The sequence below is a fragment of the Flavobacterium sp. genome, from assembly GCF_029945805.1.
GTDB lineage: Bacteria > Bacteroidota > Bacteroidia > Flavobacteriales > Flavobacteriaceae > Flavobacterium.
The window spans coordinates 40,553-58,889 of sequence record NZ_JAQSDH010000001.1 but is presented as its reverse complement, the minus strand read 5'-3'; the positions used below and the strand labels follow the sequence as shown (position 1 = coordinate 58,889).

The 18,337-nt window shown below is 34.7% G+C and carries 15 protein-coding genes and 1 tRNA gene; 8 read left to right on the top strand and 8 right to left on the bottom strand.

Annotation, left to right across the window (positions count from 1 at the left end):
• Window positions 1-130 precede the first annotated feature (130 nt).
• From pepT to purL, 4 genes are all read right to left on the bottom strand, one after another.
• Window positions 131-1,423 (bottom strand): peptidase T, encoded by a 1,293-nt coding sequence (gene pepT / locus PSU83_RS00235; protein ID WP_300585410.1) that lies wholly within the window; start codon window positions 1,421-1,423, stop codon window positions 131-133.
• 79 nt (window positions 1,424-1,502) lie between these two features.
• Window positions 1,503-2,279 (bottom strand): DUF3667 domain-containing protein, encoded by a 777-nt coding sequence (locus PSU83_RS00230; protein ID WP_300585408.1) that lies wholly within the window; start codon window positions 2,277-2,279, stop codon window positions 1,503-1,505.
• Between the two features lie 6 nt (window positions 2,280-2,285).
• Window positions 2,286-2,744 carry a hypothetical protein gene (locus tag PSU83_RS00225; protein ID WP_300585405.1) on the bottom strand — a complete coding sequence of 153 codons (459 nt, stop codon included), beginning with the start codon at window positions 2,742-2,744 and terminating at the stop codon, window positions 2,286-2,288.
• A gap of 128 nt (window positions 2,745-2,872) precedes the next feature.
• Window positions 2,873-6,586, bottom strand: coding sequence for a phosphoribosylformylglycinamidine synthase (gene purL, locus PSU83_RS00220; RefSeq protein WP_300585402.1), 3,714 nt, complete (start codon window positions 6,584-6,586; stop codon window positions 2,873-2,875).
• Between the two features lie 125 nt (window positions 6,587-6,711).
• Here purL and PSU83_RS00215 point away from each other — a divergent pair, with 125 nt between their 5' ends.
• A complete protein-coding gene (locus PSU83_RS00215) occupies window positions 6,712-8,982 on the top strand; it encodes a T9SS type A sorting domain-containing protein (RefSeq protein WP_300585398.1) in 2,271 nt (756 codons plus the stop codon).
• Window positions 8,983-9,032: 50 nt separating this feature from the next.
• Here PSU83_RS00215 and PSU83_RS00210 read toward each other — a convergent pair whose 3' ends face one another.
• Entirely contained in the window at window positions 9,033-10,559 is a 1,527-nt protein-coding gene (locus PSU83_RS00210; protein WP_300585395.1) for a right-handed parallel beta-helix repeat-containing protein, read from the bottom strand.
• A 184-nt stretch (window positions 10,560-10,743) separates the two neighbouring features.
• Here PSU83_RS00210 and PSU83_RS00205 point away from each other — a divergent pair, with 184 nt between their 5' ends.
• The 4 genes from PSU83_RS00205 to PSU83_RS00190 all read left to right on the top strand — a co-directional run bounded on the left by PSU83_RS00205 (window position 10,744) and on the right by PSU83_RS00190 (window position 13,114).
• Window positions 10,744-11,169: a PaaI family thioesterase gene (locus PSU83_RS00205; RefSeq protein WP_300585392.1), complete on the top strand. Its 426-nt coding sequence runs from the start codon at window positions 10,744-10,746 to the stop codon at window positions 11,167-11,169.
• A complete protein-coding gene (locus tag PSU83_RS00200; protein WP_300585389.1) occupies window positions 11,166-12,230 on the top strand; it encodes an isochorismate synthase in 1,065 nt (354 codons plus the stop codon). Before PSU83_RS00205 ends, PSU83_RS00200 begins: the two co-directional genes overlap by 4 nt.
• A 31-nt stretch (window positions 12,231-12,261) precedes the next feature.
• Window positions 12,262-12,978: a bacillithiol biosynthesis deacetylase BshB1 gene (gene bshB1 / locus PSU83_RS00195; protein ID WP_300585386.1), complete on the top strand. Its 717-nt coding sequence runs from the start codon at window positions 12,262-12,264 to the stop codon at window positions 12,976-12,978.
• Window positions 12,979-13,040: 62 nt separating this feature from the next.
• A tRNA-His gene (locus PSU83_RS00190) sits at window positions 13,041-13,114 on the top strand.
• Between the two features lie 45 nt (window positions 13,115-13,159).
• On the opposite strand, the gene PSU83_RS00185 is transcribed toward PSU83_RS00190, so the two are convergent.
• The gene (locus PSU83_RS00185) at window positions 13,160-14,182 is read right to left on the bottom strand and encodes a M28 family metallopeptidase (protein ID WP_300585383.1); all 1,023 of its coding nucleotides are present in this window, start codon (window positions 14,180-14,182) and stop codon (window positions 13,160-13,162) included.
• Window positions 14,183-14,188: 6 nt separating this feature from the next.
• Window positions 14,189-15,247 carry a DUF3667 domain-containing protein gene (locus PSU83_RS00180; RefSeq protein WP_300585381.1) on the bottom strand — a complete coding sequence of 353 codons (1,059 nt, stop codon included), beginning with the start codon at window positions 15,245-15,247 and terminating at the stop codon, window positions 14,189-14,191.
• Between the two features lie 74 nt (window positions 15,248-15,321).
• On the opposite strand from PSU83_RS00180, the gene PSU83_RS00175 reads away from it, so the two are divergent.
• From PSU83_RS00175 to PSU83_RS00165, 3 genes are read left to right on the top strand one after another with little or no spacing between them, the layout of a single operon-like run.
• On the top strand, window positions 15,322-15,777 hold the full coding sequence (locus PSU83_RS00175; RefSeq protein ID WP_300585379.1) for a DUF1801 domain-containing protein: 456 nt from the start codon (window positions 15,322-15,324) through the stop codon (window positions 15,775-15,777).
• Window positions 15,741-16,280, top strand: coding sequence for a GNAT family N-acetyltransferase (locus PSU83_RS00170; protein ID WP_300585377.1), 540 nt, complete (start codon window positions 15,741-15,743; stop codon window positions 16,278-16,280). The genes PSU83_RS00175 and PSU83_RS00170 overlap by 37 nt, the downstream gene beginning before the upstream one ends.
• Before the next feature lie 13 nt (window positions 16,281-16,293).
• A complete protein-coding gene (locus tag PSU83_RS00165) occupies window positions 16,294-17,250 on the top strand; it encodes an ion channel (RefSeq protein WP_300585375.1) in 957 nt (318 codons plus the stop codon).
• A gap of 23 nt (window positions 17,251-17,273) precedes the next feature.
• Here PSU83_RS00165 and PSU83_RS00160 read toward each other — a convergent pair whose 3' ends face one another.
• Entirely contained in the window at window positions 17,274-17,813 is a 540-nt protein-coding gene (locus PSU83_RS00160) for a YceI family protein (RefSeq protein WP_300585373.1), read from the bottom strand.
• Window positions 17,814-18,337: the final 524 nt, after the last annotated feature.

The following is an 18,337-nucleotide window of genomic DNA, read 5'->3' as shown; positions in this document are numbered from 1 at the left end:
CATAAAATTTTTACTATTCTTCATTTAAGCGTGGAACTTACGGTACCTCTAGATTTAGTTTTCAGATTTCTTTTTACCAAGGATTTAAATGATGTAAAAATCATCTGTAATCTGTGAATCTGTGGCTAAATTATTTTTTCTTTTTCTTATTGTTTTTATTTTCCTTTTTTTCAAGTTTAGAAAAATCAGTGGTAGCCGTAAGTTCGGCAATTTTGACAATTACATCAATCGCTTTTTGCATACTTTCGACTGGAACATATTCGTATTTTCCGTGGAAATTGTGTCCACCAGCAAAAATATTCGGACACGGTAATCCCATATAAGACAATCTGCAACCGTCAGTTCCACCACGAATAGGTTTGATTAAAGGTTTAATGTCTAATGATTTCATCGCTTTTTCTGCCAAATCAACAATAAACATGACTGGTTCAACCTTGTCTTTCATATTGTAATACTGATCTTTTATTGTCGTAATTACAATGTCTTCGCCAAACTGCTTCTTGAATTTCTTATTGAACTTCTTAGTGATATCCTCTATTAACGCTTTCCGTTTTTTGAATTTCTTCATGTCATGGTCGCGGATAATCAAATCCAATTTTGTTTCCTCAATGCTTCCGGTGATTCCAGTTACGTGAAAAAATCCTTCGTAACCTTTTGTCTCTTGTGGCGTTTCGCCTTTTGGCAATTCATTGATAAAATCTTGTGCAATAAGCATTGAGTTGATCATTTTTCCTTTTGCATAACCAGGATGAACCGATTTTCCTTTGAAGGTAATCTTAACTCCGGCCGCATTAAAGTTTTCATATTCTAATTCACCAATCTGGCTTCCGTCCATAGTATACGCCCAGGCTGCACCAAATTTCTCTACATCAAATAAATCTGCACCACGACCAATTTCTTCATCTGGCGTAAAACCAACACGAATTTTTCCGTGCTTAATCTGTGGATTTTTTACCAAATATTCCATTGCCGTTACAATTTCTGTAATTCCGGCTTTATCATCGGCGCCAAGCAACGTCAGACCATTTGTAGTAATAAGAGTTTGCCCTTTATACTGCAATAAATCTTTGAAATAATTTGGAGATAAAATGATGTTCAATTCTTCATTCAATACAATATCGCCACCATCATAATTCGGAATAATCTGCGGTTTTACATCTTTTCCTGTAAAATCTGGCGTCGTATCAAAGTGTGAGATGAAACCAATTGTTGGTACTTCATGATCTACATTTGATGGTAGTGTGGCCATAATATAACCATGTTTGTCAATAGTTACTTCGGTTAAACCAATAGTTTTTAACTCTTTTGCCAGTTTGTTAGCTAAGTCAAATTGTTTTTTAGTACTTGGAGTTGTTCCCGAATTTGGATCCGATTCGGTGTCGATGATTACGTAGCTTACAAAGCGGTCAATTATATGTTGCATTTTGATTATTATTTTTAGCAAATATAATCAATTACAGCTTTATGTTTGGTTGTAAAAGGTTACAGATTTCAGCAGTTTGTTACTTTAGATGGAAAGTCCAATCCGTGAAATAACCAACTAAAAAGAGCAGTAATAGTATCAATTCAACCAATAAAAGGAATAAAAAAAATATGCTTTTAAAAAGTGTTTGTGTTCTCGAATAGCAATTTCTGAAAGTCTTATAATAGCTAATCAAAATAAATAATAGAATGGATACCGGAGTCATAAGATTTATAAATTCCGATACAAAATCCATATGCTCAATAAAGTCAATAAAAAAAATAAGAGTTGATGCTGTTACAATAATCATAACACCAAGGAAAACCATTCCGGCTATGATAAAGTGCTCGCTGATGTTCAGTTTTTTTCTTTTGTAAATTAAAAAACTGTTCACGGCAAAAAGCGGAACAAAAGAAAAAATAATCAGTTTGGAATAATCCGTTAAAAAGTCTCCTAGTGATTTACCAACCTCGTTTGCCGCAGATTCAGTAGTATTTAAATAAATATGAGATAATTTATCATGGAAATTGTTCATGAAGATGTTCAAACCGATCATCAGCAAAATCAAATAAAACACGTTGTAATAGCGAATTCGTTTTCCACTTATGTAGTCCAACGCAGCTTTACCTGGTCTTCTGATTGCTTCTTTTAACGAAAATAAAATTCCCTTTTCGAAATGCCAAATTCCATGCAGAATATCATGAAAAATAAAGTGTTTGAAGGTTATTCGATGTGTATCCGTTTTCTGTCCACAATTGGGGCAGAATTTTTCTGATACAACTCTATTACAATTCAAACAAAGAGAACTTTGACTCATATCGTTTTATTTGGAAACCTTTAATTTGTAGTCTTTGCTGCGTTCGCCTTGAATAAACATTTTTAACGTATTGGGATGGATGGTAAAATCAACAGGTTTCCATTCCATGTCTTCATCAGCATCTTCTTGTAATTTTGTAGTATATTGATACCAAAGCGTGTATTTTGAATTGTCAAATCCCTTTTTATAAATAAGAGCTCCTTTTTCATCACATTCAATTCCCCAAATCATGGGTCTTTTAAGTTGGTCATGTAACTGATAAAAACCAGCTCCGTATTCATTCAACTCAACAACAGGTTCAGCGCCTTTGAACGTATATTTTCCCCAAATAGGCTGATCAATATATTCCTTATTATCTGTAATGTAATGGATGCCGTCTTTGGTTTCAATTTTTGTCCAAATTTGGGAGAAACTAGTCATTGAAACTAAGAATAATGTAATAAAAAGTATTTTTTTTACTTTCATAATAGTAGGTTTTATATCCAAATAAAAATAAAAACTATTCTATGTCGTTCGTCTAGCGCCAAAATTAGTTATGAACACATTATTTTTAAAATGTTGATTATCGATTTCGTTCGAATGAAAAAAGAAAACTAGTTCTCAAGCCAGATTCGTGCATTTACAAAAGCTTCTAGCCATGGCGATACTTCGTCTTTTTTATCACTTGGATAATACGCCCAATTCCATGGAAAAGTTGATCTTTCAATATGTGGCATCATAACCAAATGTCTTCCAGTTTTGTCACAAAGCATAGCGGTGTTGAAATCAGAACCGTTCGGATTTGCTGGATAACCTTCATACGCATATTTTGCCACAATATTATATTGATTTTCTGCTTCCGGTAATTGGAACTTTCCTTCACCATGCGAAACCCAAACACCAAGTGTAGTTCCAGCAAGCGTTTTCAGCATAACCGAATTATTTTCCTGAACTTTTACCGAAGTAAAGATGCTTTCGTGTTTCTGGCTGTCGTTATGCAACATTTTTCCATGAATTTTATGCTCCGGATTAATCAATTCTAATTCCATGAACAATTGACATCCGTTGCAAATTCCAACCGAAAGTGTGTCGTCTCTTTTGAAGAAGTTCTTTAACGCAGTATTTGCTTTTTCGTTGTATTTAAATGCGCCAGCCCATCCTTTAGCAGAACCCAAGACATCCGAATTCGAAAATCCACCAACGGCTCCAATAAACTGAAGATCTTCCAGATTTTCTCGTCCCGCAATCAAATCGGTCATGTGAATGTCTTTTACATCAAAACCGGCTAAGTATAATGCATTCGCCATTTCACGCTCGGAATTACTTCCTTTTTCGCGGATAATCGCCGCTTTTGGACGCGGTTTTGAAGGGTCAAATTTTGGTTTATTTCCTGAGAAATGAATGGGGAAAGTATAATTTAAAGGTTGTTTTTTATAATTGTCAAAACGTTCTTTCGCTTTGTTGTTTTTGGATTGTTTTTGGTCGAGTAGGAAAGAGGTTTTAAACCAAATGTCTCTGTAAGTTCCAATATCAAATTTTGTCACACTTAGCGCAGTCGAAGTGCTCACTTCCAAAGTTTGTGAATTTTCAACGGTTCCGATTTTGAAATACTCTAAATCCGCGAAAGCGTTTTCAAATGTTGCATCGTCTTTCGCTTGAAGCACCAATCCGATGTTCTCGGAAAATAAAATCTTAACCAAATCTTTTTCTGTAAAGGATCCGAAGTCGATTTTGGCTCCCAAATTAATATCGGCAAAACACATTTCTAATAAAGTCGTAATCAATCCGCCGGAACCAATATCGTGTCCGGCCACAATTTGTCGGTCTTTAACTAAATTCTGAATCGTATTGAATGCTTTTTTGAAAAATGCAGCATCTTTAATAGTTGCAGTATCATTTCCAACTTTATTTTGAACTTGCGCAAACGAACTTCCACCCAATTTAAACTCGTCCTGCGATAAATTGATATAATAAATTGAACCGCCATTTTTCTGTAAAACAGGTTCCACAACTTTAGTTATATTTGAACAGTTTCCAGCAGCGGAAATAATAACCGTTCCCGGTGCAATCACTTCGTCATTTGGATATTTCTGCTTCATCGAAAGCGAATCTTTTCCTGTTGGAATATTGATTCCCAATTCGATTGCAAAATCAGCACAGGCTTTTACAGCTTCATACAAACGTGCATCTTCGCCTTCATTTTTACAAGCCCACATCCAGTTAGCCGAAAGTGAAACGCTTTTCAATCCGTCTTTCAACGGAGCAAAAACAATATTTGACAAGGCTTCTCCAATAGAATTTCGAGAACCAGCACTTGGATTAATCAACGCCGAAACTGGCGAATGTCCGATGGTTGTCGCGATTCCTTCTTTTCCGTGGTAATCCAAAGCCATTACACCAACATTGTTCAAAGGCAATTGTAATGGTCCGGCACATTGTTGTTTGGCTACTTTTCCACCAACGCAACGGTCAACTTTATTGGTCAGCCAATCTTTACAACCCACAGCTTCCAATTGGAAAATCTGTTCTACATACTGCTGGATTTTATCTTGAGAATAGTCTAAATCCGTATAATTTATTTGAGATTTTTTATCGTTCATTACTACTTTTGGAGAACTTCCAAACATATCTTCCAAAGCAAAATCCATTGGTTTTTCGCCTGTTGATTTTGATTCAAAAGTGAAACGATGATTGTCCGTTACTTCACCAACTTCGTACATTGGAGCTCGTTCGCGTTCGGCAACTTTTCGCAATAATTCAATATCCTCTTGACCAATAATTAATCCCATCCGTTCCTGCGATTCGTTTCCAATGATCTCTTTTGCAGATAAAGTTGGATCGCCAACAGGCAATTTATCCAAATTAATCAAACCGCCCGTTTCTTCAACCAATTCAGAAAGGCAATTCAAATGTCCGCCCGCACCGTGATCGTGAATAGAAACAATTGGATTGGTATCGCTTTCTACAAAAGCACGAATGGCATTCGCGGCTCGTTTTTGCATTTCAGGATTTGAACGTTGGATTGCATTCAATTCAATTCCGGAGCCAAAAGCACCAGTATCAGCAGACGAAACTGCTGCGCCACCCATTCCGATTCTATAATTTTCTCCACCAAGAACTACGATTTTGTCGCCTTTCTTAGGTTTGTGTTTTATGGCTTGTTCCGCTTTTCCGTAACCAATTCCGCCCGCAAGCATGATTACTTTATCGAAGCCTAACTTTTTACTGGTCCCACTGAGCTTGTCGAAGTGTTCGTGTTCGAATGTTAAAACCGAACCTGTAATCAAAGGTTGCCCGAATTTGTTTCCAAAATCAGAAGCTCCGTTTGATGCTTTTATTAAAATATCCATTGGTGTTTGGTACAACCATTTTCTTTCTGCCATTCCGTTTTCCCACGGACGATTTTCAGCTACTCTTGAATAGGCCGTCATGTAAACAGCCGTTCCCGCTAGTGGTAGCGAACCTTGTCCGCCAGCCAATCGGTCGCGAATTTCTCCACCCGAACCGGTTGCAGCTCCGTTAAACGGTTCCACAGTGGTTGGGAAATTATGGGTTTCGGCTTTTATGGAGATCACCGAATTGAATTCTTTTTCCCGATAGAAATCGGCTTTATCTCCCGTTTTTGGAGCAAATTGGATCACTTTCGGCCCTTTGATAAAAGCCACATTGTCTTTATAAGCCGAAACAATATCATTCGGATTCAACTCCGAAGTTTTCTTGATCATTTTAAACAAAGACATATCTTGTTCTACGCCATCAATCACAAATGTGCCGTTGAAAATTTTGTGACGACAGTGCTCTGAATTGACTTGAGAGAAACCAAAAACTTCTGAATCGGTTAGTTTTCTGTTTAGTTTTTTTGATAGATTATCTAAGTACTGCACTTCTTCATCGCTCAAAGCTAAGCCTTCTTGCTTATTGTATTTAGCAATATCCTCAATTTCAAGAATAGGTTCTGGTTTGATATTGATCGTGAAAATCTCCTGATTCAGTTCGCTATATTTCTGAAAAAGCATTGGATCGAAATCGGAGAAATCAGCAGAAACGTTCTGAAATTCTTCAATTCTGATAATACCTTCAATTCCCATATTTTGGGTAATTTCTACAGCATTCGTACTCCAAGGCGTAATCATTGCTGCGCGTGGTCCAATAAAAAAATCCGTCAGGACGGATTTTTCTATTTTAGGTGCGTTAGCGAATAACCAATTTAGTTTTGAGATAGTTTCTGCTGAAAGTTCGTTTTGCGATTGAACGGCAAAAAGAGTAGTACTTTCGTTTCCGAAGAAATGAATCATTAGTGTTGTTTTTTGTAGTTGTTGTAGTCGCAAATTTAGCGTAAAAACCACGAGTGACAAAATGTGTTTGCGATAGTTTTTAAATAATTATTCACTTAATTTAAAATAATAAATATCTTATAAATTTATTTGATACTTTTGATGCTCAAAGTACATTTATGAAACATTTATACGCTGTTATAGTTCTATTAGGATTCTTATCTGTTGGTAATGCTCAGATTATTAATTTTCCGGATGCTAATTTTAAAAATTATTTGTTATTGGCAATAGAGGGTTCAGGTATTACAACAGATATTAATAATAATAGTATTATACTTGACGCTAATGGTGATGGTGAGATACAAATAAGTGAAGCTGCTGCGGTTCATTATTTAAGAGTAGGTTATAATAGTGATATCACTAATCTGACTGGCGTAGAGTATTTTACTAATTTAACGAGCTTAGAAATATATTATACAAATGTTCAAAGTTTAAATGCTAGTTCACTAACTAATTTGATTTATTTATCTTGTAATAATAATGCTATTAATTCGCTTAATGTAGATGGTTTAGTAAATCTTAAACAACTTAATTGTAGAGACAATGACATAAATAGTATTAATTTAAATCAGCTTACTTCACTTGAGGCATTACTTTGCGACAATAATTCAATTACAAGTATTGATATAAATGGACTTTTGAATCTAGAACAATTGTATGTTGGTTATAATAATCTAACATCACTTAGCGTTCAAAACTGCCCACAGCTAATTACTTTGTGGTTTAATAATAACTTTATTCTTTCATTTGATTTTCATGCTTTAACAGGATTAACATCTCTTTATTGCCAAGATAATTTATTGACAAGTATTGATGTGAGCAACTCACCAAATTTATTGGAATTTTTCTTTTCTGGCAATAATCAGCTAGTTACAATAAATATGAAGAACGGAAGTTATCAAACTATTGATTATTCTATTGGTCTGCAAAATTTACGTTTTGTATGTGCTGATGAATCAGAAATAGATAATATACAGACAATTTTCAATAGTAATAATTATACTAATGTAAATCTAAACACTTATTGCTCTTTCGTACCTGGCGGAGATTACTATACAATTCAAGGGAACTCAAAATTAGATTTAAATTTGAATGGATGTGATACTAGTGATTTTAATTTTTCAAATCTTAATTTGTCAATAACTGACGGAACAAATACAGGAAATTTTATATCAAATGGCAGTGGAAGTTATTCTATTCCAGTTCAAGCTGGTACGCAAACAATAACACCTGTTTTAGAAAACCCATCGTATTTTACTATTTCACCAACTAGTTTTTCAGTAACGTTTCCGAATCAATCCGCACCATTTGTGCAAAATTTTTGTATTACTCCAAACGGTTCACATCAAGATGTGGAAACATGGATTATTCCATTAACTCCAGCAAGACCAGGATTTGATTCCAGATATAAAATTATGTATAAGAACAAAGGGAATACAACAGTTTCCGGTAGTTTAGTTTTTGCTTTCGATGATGATTATATGGATTTTATTTCTGCAATGCCATTACAAAATAATCAAAGTTTTAGTTTATTGAATTGGAATTATTCAAACTTGCTGCCTTTTGAAACTAGAGAAATTGAAGTTAAGTTTAACATAAATTCGCCAATGGAAACTCCAGCAGTTACCATTGGTGATCTTTTAAAATTTTCTTCTACCATTTTTCCACTTACCGGAGATGAATATTCCAGTGACAATGCTAATGGTTTGAATCAGATTGTTGTTGGTTCACTTGATCCAAATGATAAAACTTGCGTTGAAGGTAATTTTGTTGAACCTGAAATGATTGGGCAATACGTTCATTATGTGATCCGTTTTGAGAATACGGGAACTTTTGCTGCTGAAAATATTGTTGTTAAAGATATAATAGATGAAACGAAGTTTGATATTTCAACTTTAGTACCATTAGACGCCAGTCATGACTTCACAACTAGAATTACGGGTTCAAAGGTGGAATTTATATTTGAAAATATTAATCTTCCGTTTGATGATGAAAATAATGATGGCTATGTAGCTTTTAAGATTAAGACAAAGTCAACATTAACTTTAGGAAATACATTTAGTAATACCGCCAATATCTATTTTGATTATAATTTTCCTATCGTAACTAATACGACTGCAACAACCATTCAAAGATTAGCAAATCAGAATTTTGAATTTTCTAATTACTTTACGTTGTATCCAAATCCTGTTAAAGACATCTTGCATATTAAATCAACAAACGACCTTTCTGTATATTCCGTTACTATTTATAATCCATTAGGACAAGTACTCCAAGTTATAACCAACCCAACTCAGGAGATTGATGTTACAGACTTAAAAACTGGAAACTACTTCATTAAAGTTACTACCGATAAAGGAATTTCTTCAAGCAGATTTGTCAAAATTTAAGCATAAAAAAAGCTTCTGAAAAGAAGCTTTTTTTATGCTGTTTTAAAAAATTAATCGGGGAAAACGATAAAATTATAAGCGCCAATATCAAAAGGAGAAACTCGTGGATTTCCAAGAATGTCAAATGGTATTCCGGCATCTATTCCAGCTCCTTTTGCAAAAGAATCTACGCCAATAACCAATTTGTTTCTGCTGATATTTAAGAAATTAGGCGTTTTGTTTATAATATTCCCGTTTTGTTCTAATCGAATAACATCATACAAAGGATTCGCTGGAATGGTCGAACTAGCTGAAACATTAATCTTCACAAGGCAATTTTGGAATGATGTGCTGAAAACTGTTCCTTTTTTATCCTGAATCAATTCGTTGCTATTCGAGCCATAAATGATACAATTGGTAAAATTAGCTGTTAACGGCAAGGTGTCTGGAGTAGCATCTTTAAGATAATCTGAAATATATACAGCTAATTGTTTTGAGCTGCTCCAGTTATTATTGAAAGTACAATTAGTAAAATTATAAGTTCCGCCATAAACGGCTCCAAAACAAAATTGTCCACAACTGTTAACGACTATTTTCTTACCTGTAATGGTTCCGTTATAGGATAGAATTCCATAATTGGCACAATCATATATCTGAGTATTTTCAATCGTTATGGCTCCAGTATCGGGTTCAATTAGTAAACCAATAACGGCATTTTTTAGGGTTAAATTTTTAATGTTGTGATTGGTACTTCCTTGTCGGAGGTAAACAGCGCCCCATTGTCCCGGAGCTTCAGAAAAGTCGGGTTCCAAACGATCGCCTTCAAAAATAACTTCATTTTCTAGCGCTTCAGTTAGAGATGTTGAACCAGTAATATTTAAACTTCCACCTTGTTGTACTACCAATCCAGAGTCTGCATGAAAATGTACTCTTGCTCCACCAGGAATGTTCAACGTCTTTCCATTGGGAACACTGGCGTAGCCATAGACGACATAGGGTTTGTCTGTTCGGAAACTATATTCATCTCCATTATCAGGATGGTTATTACTTAAATTTCGACCATTGGTTTCCAAAACTGTTCCGTCTTCGTTAAAGCCAATCGGAATTTGGCCAATCATGCCATTAGTATTATTTGGAAAAATAAAATACGCGTCTTGTATAAGTGTAACTAATTCTACTTTCTGCAAATTGGCACCGTTGTCAAATTCGATTTGGTCGGTATAAAGAAAATCTGCGGGGTTGGCATCACCGATTCCTGCTGTAGTTTCAATGAAAATATACATACTGTCTTTGGCAAGCAATTCCACATCGTGGAAAATTCTATTTTCGTAACCCATCATGCCATCAACGGTCATTCTGTATTTTGATCCAATGCCCTTCGCAAACTTGATCGTTGGAATTTTGATGTCTTTGTTACTTTTATTATATACTTTCAACGTGTAGGTACTTGAACCAATATTGGCAAAAACAGTATCTAAATAAATGGTATCTCTTGAAAAAGTTAAATCTCCTGTGCTGGGTTGGAATACAAAATCCTGACGACATGAGCTAAGGCTAATGGCTAGACCAACAAATAAAAGAATAATGATTTTACGCATCTGCAATAGGATTTTTGGTAAATGTAAGTATTAAAGTTTAATCTTAAAATAGGTCAATTGAAAATTTGAAAATGTCAGACTATTTACTGTTTTAGATAACGAAAAAAACGCATTATTATTACATGTTATTCTGTTAAACTATTTCTTTGATGCTAAATAAAATACTATTTTTACCAAAAAAGCTATGTCATTTGATAAAGATAAAATGCTCCAATTATGTAATGATTGGTGCCAAAATACCTTAATGGAAACGTTAGAAATTGAATATATTGATGCTGGTGAAGATTTTTTAACTGCAAAAATGCCAGTCAATTCCACAGTGCATCAACCTTTGGGATTACTGCATGGTGGCGCTACAGTTGCCTTAGCCGAAAGTGTAGGAAGTGCCGCCTCGTTATTGTTCATCAACTCCGAAAAGCAAGAAGTTCGCGGCATAGAAATTTCAGCCAATCATTTAAGAAGTAAACGTGACGGAACTGTTTTTTGTACGGCAAAAATTATTCACCAAGGCCGAAGTATTCATCTTTGGGAAATAAAAATTACAGATGAAGTCGGCCGATTGATATCGCTTTGCAAATTGACTAACATGATTTTACCAAGAAGAAAATGACGGATTTATTTATAAAAGTCAAAATTCATCAAGAGCAGCAATTGCCTTTTGTTTTGTTCTGCAAGCCTGATTCTGATAGGGTTGTTGGGGTTTTTCAGAAGAACGATCATCTTTATTTTCTAGAAACTTTTGAAGAAAAAGGTTTTGTTTTTGCCCCATTTGAAGCCGATACTTTTCCCTTTATTCCTTTGGAACATTCGGATGTGTATGTTGAGTATGTTTCGAATACAGATTATTTTTTTGAGACGAATGCATTAGAATCCAATACTTTAAAAGGTAAAGATTTTTTTGAAGAATTGGTTTCGAAAGGAATTGAAGCGATAAACGACAATCAATTTTTAAAAGTGGTTTTATCCCGAAAAGAGGAAATTGCTATTTCAGAATTCGACATCGAAAGCACGTTAAAAAAAATGATAGGCCATTATCCGAGCGCTTTCAACTATTGTTTTTTTCATCCTAAAATAGGAACTTGGATTGGTGCTACACCAGAACAATTACTAAAAACTAATGGCACTGCTATAAAGACAGTCGCGCTCGCTGGAACCCAATTGGCAACAAAAGCTAAAACAGTAAGTTGGCAAGAAAAAGAAGAAACGGAGCAACAATTAGTCACTGATTTTATTGTTCAAAGTCTAGAGGGTTTGGTTAAGGAAATTACAATTTCGAGTCCCTATTCTGTTAAAGCGGGTGATTTATGGCATATTAAATCTGACATTTCTGCGGTATTAAATTCGAAGAAAATAATAAAGAAGATCATTACAAGTTTACATCCAACTTCGGCGGTTTGTGGATTGCCAAAAGCACCAGCAAAGGATTTTATTCTGAAAAACGAAGGTTATAATAGAGAATATTATTCGGGGTTTTTGGGGGAAATGAATATCGATTTTGTAACTTTTAGGACCTTGCAAACCGATTTATTTGTGAATTTACGCTGTATGAAAATAATGCTAAATAAGGCGCATTTGTTTGTTGGTTGTGGCATTACCAAGGATAGCGATCCAGAAAAAGAATACATCGAAACGGTGAATAAGACGACGACGATGAAGAAAATCATACAATAAGACCTATTTTTGTCTTTTAAATTTTACTAAAATGAAGCTAGATATATTAGCCTTTGGCGCACATCCGGACGATGTTGAATTAGGGTGCAGCGGAACAATTGCCAAAGAAATTTCCTTTGGAAAGAAAGTTGGTGTTATTGATTTAACCCGCGGTGAATTGGGAACGCGAGGTTCGGTTGAAATTCGAAATGCAGAATCGGCGAAAGCCTCAGAAATATTAGGAATCTCCGTAAGAGAAAATCTCGATATGCGTGATGGATTCTTTGTTAATGATGAAGCACATCAGCTGAAAATTATTCAAATGATTCGCAAATACCAGCCAGAAATCGTGCTTTGCAATGCGATTCGAGATCGTCATATTGATCATGGAAAAGGAAGTAAGTTGGTTTCAGACGCCTGTTTTCTTTCGGGATTACGACGCATAGAAACTAATTTGAATGGAGTAAATCAAGAAGCTTGGCGCCCAAAAGTAGTGTATCATTACATTCAGTGGGAAAACATTGAACCCGATTTTGTAGTAGATATTACAGGTTTTGACGATAAAAAAGAAGCGGCTATTTTGGCGTACAGTTCTCAATTTTACATCGAAAACTCAAATGAACCGGTAACTCCTATTGCAACTAAAAACTTCTTAGAAAGCATTCATTACCGCTCTCGAGACTTCGGTCGGTTGGTAGGTGTAGAGTATGCCGAAGGATTCACAGTTGAAAGATATTTGGCTGTCAATACCTTAAGTGATTTAAAGTAACTTTTTAATTTTTTTCTTGGCAAAAGAGAAGAATTGTAATATATTTGCACTCGTTAAAAATGGTGGTTGTAGCTCAGCTGGTTAGAGTATTGGTTTGTGGTGCCGAGGGTCGCCGGTTCGAACCCGGTCAGCCACCCTTAACTAAAAAGTCCTGAAAATTTCAGGACTTTTTTTGTTTGTATTAGTTCTCATCTGTTTTATCAACAACCAAACGATTCGCCCTATTGGCAATTTCCCAAGCAATGGCAAAAGCAAATTTAGTTCTGGTAGTTAAGGCGTCAAACTCAATCTTACTAACCTCGTCTGTGGCTTTGTGGTAGTCCTCGTGCGTTCCGTTAAATAGGAATACTGCTGGAATGCCGTTTTTAGCAAAATTGTAATGGTCAGAACGATAGTAATAACGGTTTGGGTCTTTTTTGTCGTTGTACTTATAGTCTATAGTTAAGAAGTTGTATTTTTTATTCACGTCTTCACATATAGTATACAGATCTGTTGATAGGTAATCAGAACCAATTAAATAAACATAGTTATTACTGTCCTCGTGAAATTTATCCCGGCGTCCAATCATGTCAATATTAACATCAGCAACTGTATTGGTTAAAGGGAATAATGGGTTTTCAGCATAAAAACGAGAGCCATGCAAACCGTGTTCTTCTCCAGTAACATGGAGTATTAAAATGGAGCGTTTTGGACCATGTCCTTCGTTTTTGGCTTTTTGAAATGTGGCGGCAATTTCCATTAAAGCAACGGTTCCCGAGCCATCATCATCAGCGCCGTTAAATACTTTACCGCCTTTGATGCCTATGTGATCGTAATGAGCCGAAACCACAACAATTTCTTCTGGTTTTTCAGAACCTTCTATAAAAGCCCATATATTTTCGGAATCGGAAAGGTTTTCGTTGCGTTTGGCATTCAAGTAGACTGCAGGAATAGATTGGTAATAACTAGTGGCGCCTTTTGGGAAGCCAATGCCTTGCTTTTTGTAGAAATCAATGATGTAGCGACCGGCTTTTTTCTGGCCTTCACTACCCGTTTCGCGACCTTCCATTTCATCGGAAGCAATTACGGTAAGATGACTTTTCAATCTTTCAGTAGAAATTGTACTGAAATAAGCAGAGGTGTCCACAACTGTAGTGGAAACCTTTTTACTAGAGCAGCTAGCAAATACAATTGATAAAAGGAATACAACAACTATTTTTTTCATGATTTTTTAGTGGATGTTTATAAAGGTGTACAACATAAATACAAGTAAAAGTAGGATCATTAAAAATATATTAATGAATAGCATAGCAATACTTTTGAGTAATGAAATGGTTCGGGTTTCTCCATAAAAACGATGGTGCGCTGGGAAGAAATAATAGAACATCCAAATATAGGTGATACCGGTAACGACTTTACTAAAAATAAGGGTAAAGGTAGTATCAACAAAACAGTTCATGGTTTTTCTAAAAAAGAAAATTAATAGTACAGTTAGTAATAAAAAGGAAAAATAATGAAGCGTAAATATCCCGTGGTCAAAATAATACCAGCGTTTTTTACCATGAAAAAGCCATAATATCAGCGCAAACAAGGGCATATAAAAGAACAAGGCTTTTGGCAAATTCTGCCTAGTACCTTCAACGAATTTCTCCCACATTTCTTTTTGATTGTATTTAGCTTTAACAAGTAATGTTTTTTTTATGATGTTGTATTCCCAGTCGCTTAATTTATCTTCTTCCGGTGCATATTTTTGAAGTGAATCTAATTCTTTAACCGTCTTATAACCAAAATTCATAAACCCGACGTTTTGTTCAGCATTAGAAAGATGTTTTTGTTTTTGTTCTTTTTCTAGCGCATCCATTACATCCGATACCTTTATTTTCTTTTTCGAAATCAAACTATCAACTAATTTTCCTTCTTTATTTTTTACTTGTACTGTCGACTTTTGATCTAAATTAATTAGGTCATTTTCATTAATTGGAAATATTGATATGAAAAAAAAAGTCACAAAACTGATGAAAATATACAATCGTACTGGAGCCAAGTAGGAGAGTCGCTTGCCTGAAAGATATTCTTTGGAAAGTGAGGCCGGCTTTAAAAATAAATTTTTGATGGTTTTCCAAAAGGCGTTTTCGTAATGGGTCAAATCTTCAAAAAAATGAACAAACAAATGGTGAAATGTTTTTCGGGTATCTGAATTTTCCTGACCACAATTCGGACAGAATCTGTTTTCAACAACGTAATTACAATTCAGGCAGGTTTTGTCTTTTCTTAAAGAACTTTTGGACATAAGGGTATCGATATAAAATCAAAATGTAAATCTATTAAAATTATTTCTATTTTTGAAAGAGAAAATTGAAAACCATGCAATCAAACACTACAACTCCAGAAGAGTATTTATCCGAACTGCCAGAAGATCGAAAAATGGCTATGACTAAACTTCGGAATGTGATAAAGGATAAGCTGCCAAAAGGTTTTAAAGAAGTCATGAGTTACGGAATGATTGGATATGTAGTGCCGCATGAAAGTTATCCTAGCGGTTATCATTGCAATCCAAAACTGCCGTTGCCCTTTATAAATTTGGGTTCACAGAAGAATTTTATCGCCATTCATCATTTGGGAATTTATGCTGATACTAGTCTCTCGGATTGGTTTGTGGCCGAATATCCGAAACACGTTAAAACCAAGTTAGATATGGGAAAAGGATGTATTCGTTTCAAAAAAATGGACACTATTCCGTTTGAGTTATTAGGTGAATTGGCAAGCAAAATGACAATGCAAGAATGGATAAAGAGGTACGAAAAAAACTTAAAACGGTAGGTTTTATGATTGAAATTCAGAAAAATACCGATTCTAATTTTGCAAATATTCGAACTATCGCAGAAGAAGTGTGGCCCATTACTTATGGTGCAATACTAAGTAAGGAACAGTTGGATTATATGATGAAAATGATGTATAGCACTACTTCATTGCAAAAACAAGCTAATGAAAAAGGACATCATTTTATACTTGCGTTTACTGATAAAATTCCTGTTGGTTTTGCGTCTTATGAATTCAATTATAATGGAACGGTTGCAACTAAAATCCACAAAATATATGTTCTGGCCAACCAACAAGGAAAAGGAATTGGCAGATTTTTAATTGACTATATTGCTAAAGAGGCGCGTCAAAACAAGCAAGGAGCCTTACTTTTGAACGTCAATAAACATAATGTTGCAATTCATTTTTACAAGAAGTTAGGCTTTTTAATTACCTCCGAAGAGATTATTGATATTGGACAAGGCTATGTTATGGATGATTATGTGATGAAGTTTTCGATCTAAATAAACCAAGTAAATGAAGTTCTTAAAAAAAATAAATAGCAAAGCAAAATCGGATTCGAATACAGGTTTCGGAACTAATGCTTCCTCCTACGGCGGCCGTTTTGTTGCTAAGAATGGGAATGCAAATGTCAAAAAATCGGGTGTAGGTTTTTTTGAAGGAATCAGCTGGTATCATACAATGGTGAATATTCCGCGGTGGAAATTCTTTTTGATTATTGTTGTATTTTATTTCTTCGTCAATTTTATTTTTGCAGGATTGTATTGCGGAATAGGCGTCGAACATTTAAACGGAATTACCGCAGTCACTGCACTTGATAAATTTGGCCAAGCATTTTTTTTTAGTGTTCAAACTTTTACGACAGTTGGTTATGGTCACATAAGCCCAACCGGATTTGCTACTAGTTTTATAGCTTCTGTTGAGGCCTTGTTTGGATTGTTGAGTTTTGCGATTGCAACAGGTTTATTTTACGGAAGATTCAGTAAGCCTAAAGCGCACATTAAGTTTTCAGAAAATGCTTTGATTGCCCCTTATAAAGAAGGAACTGCCTTAATGTTGCGGTTGGCACCCTTTAAAAACACCAACTTAACCGATGCAGAAGCAACAGTAACGCTGGGAATACAAATTGAAGAGAAAGGAATTTTAACTAATAGATTCTATACGCTTGATTTAGAATTAGCAAGAATAAATGCCCTGAATTTGAGTTGGACATTAGTTCATCCCATAACTGAAAGTAGTCCATTATATAACCTTTCAAGAGAAGATTATGCTTCCACAGATGGCGAAATATTAGTATTTTTAAAAGTTTTTGATGATATGTTTAGTACAACTGTTGTAAGGCGTTCGTCTTATTCATTCGATGAAATTATTTTTGGCGCCAAATTTTCTCCTATGTTTTCAAGAAGTGATAATCAGAATAAAACGATACTTCATATTGATAAATTAAATTACTTTGAAAAAGTTAGTTTGTAAATTTCTTTACAGCCTGCGTTTCTTTATCGTAAACTAACATCGAGTTTTACGGCTACTTTTTTAGAAACTTTGTTGCTCACGACACTTGGAATTTCAATACCAAAGTCGTCAGTACTTATAAAGAAATCCGAAATAATGTCGATGGAATTATCAGATTTCTTTATTTTGGCTGTAATGGTAATGTCTTTGATTTTTCCATGAATTTCCATTTTCCCTCTGATACTATATTCTTTTGCAATTGCTGTCAATTTTGACAGATCAAAGTTGTCAATTTTACCTTTAAACGTGGCTTTAGGATACGAATCGCTTTCCATGTAATTTTCATTGAAATGTTCTTCCATCAAGGCCACTTTAAACCGGAAACTTTTAATCAGTGCTAAACTTGCAATTTCGCCCGTTGCAGGATTCATTATGCAAGTAACCGATTCGTTTTTTGCTTTGATTTCTTCAAAAGCAGGAACAGAAGCTTCAAAAGTTAATCTTCCGGTTTTGGTAAGCATCTTTTTTTGTGCAAAACCATTTAAACCTACTAGGATAAAAAGACTTAGTATTTTAGTTTTCATAATTAGTAGTTTTATTGAGGCTGTCCATTTTGAGTCCATTGAGAAATTTTATCGATTGTTATTTGTGGTAATCTAGCTCTACCCAATGGCATCATTCCAGATTTGCCTTGATTTTAGAATATATATTAAAGTTAGTAAAAAATCTGATGTATCGATTAGTAATTAAATTTGTAATAAATCTGGATTTTTTATTAGAAAAAAAATAATTATTATGCTAGTTTGTATTTTGGTTGTAGTTTTTTTTGGTTTTACATTTTTTAATAAGGGCATCTTGACATTGGAACCGAAACCGTTTCATAGTCCATTTCTGTTAATGCTATTTATACACTGTTTCGAGTTGACGAGTAATCGGCAAATACCAAATGCTTAAACAAGACTAGTAAGTTATAAGTTAAAATTGCCAACAGCGACATGCAAAATAAGATAATTTCCATCGATAGAAAATATCGGCTAGGTCTACAAATTGTGTAAATGCCCATCCCAAGCTTCAGAATGTACTAGCTTTGAAAGGAAGATTGACCGGC

Coding starts and splice junctions, on each gene's coding strand:
- pepT (WP_300585410.1), bottom strand. CDS start 1,423: ATGCAACATATAATTGACCGCTTTGTAAGCTACGTAATCATCGACACC.
- PSU83_RS00230 (WP_300585408.1), bottom strand. CDS start 2,279: ATGAGTCAAAGTTCTCTTTGTTTGAATTGTAATAGAGTTGTATCAGAA.
- PSU83_RS00225 (WP_300585405.1), bottom strand. CDS start 2,744: ATGAAAGTAAAAAAAATACTTTTTATTACATTATTCTTAGTTTCAATG.
- PSU83_RS00215 (WP_300585398.1), top strand. CDS start 6,712: ATGAAACATTTATACGCTGTTATAGTTCTATTAGGATTCTTATCTGTT.
- PSU83_RS00210 (WP_300585395.1), bottom strand. CDS start 10,559: ATGCGTAAAATCATTATTCTTTTATTTGTTGGTCTAGCCATTAGCCTT.
- PSU83_RS00205 (WP_300585392.1), top strand. CDS start 10,744: ATGTCATTTGATAAAGATAAAATGCTCCAATTATGTAATGATTGGTGC.
- PSU83_RS00200 (WP_300585389.1), top strand. CDS start 11,166: ATGACGGATTTATTTATAAAAGTCAAAATTCATCAAGAGCAGCAATTG.
- bshB1 (WP_300585386.1), top strand. CDS start 12,262: ATGAAGCTAGATATATTAGCCTTTGGCGCACATCCGGACGATGTTGAA.
- PSU83_RS00185 (WP_300585383.1), bottom strand. CDS start 14,182: ATGAAAAAAATAGTTGTTGTATTCCTTTTATCAATTGTATTTGCTAGC.
- PSU83_RS00180 (WP_300585381.1), bottom strand. CDS start 15,247: ATGTCCAAAAGTTCTTTAAGAAAAGACAAAACCTGCCTGAATTGTAAT.
- PSU83_RS00175 (WP_300585379.1), top strand. CDS start 15,322: ATGCAATCAAACACTACAACTCCAGAAGAGTATTTATCCGAACTGCCA.
- PSU83_RS00170 (WP_300585377.1), top strand. CDS start 15,741: ATGGATAAAGAGGTACGAAAAAAACTTAAAACGGTAGGTTTTATGATT.
- PSU83_RS00165 (WP_300585375.1), top strand. CDS start 16,294: ATGAAGTTCTTAAAAAAAATAAATAGCAAAGCAAAATCGGATTCGAAT.
- PSU83_RS00160 (WP_300585373.1), bottom strand. CDS start 17,813: ATGAAAACTAAAATACTAAGTCTTTTTATCCTAGTAGGTTTAAATGGT.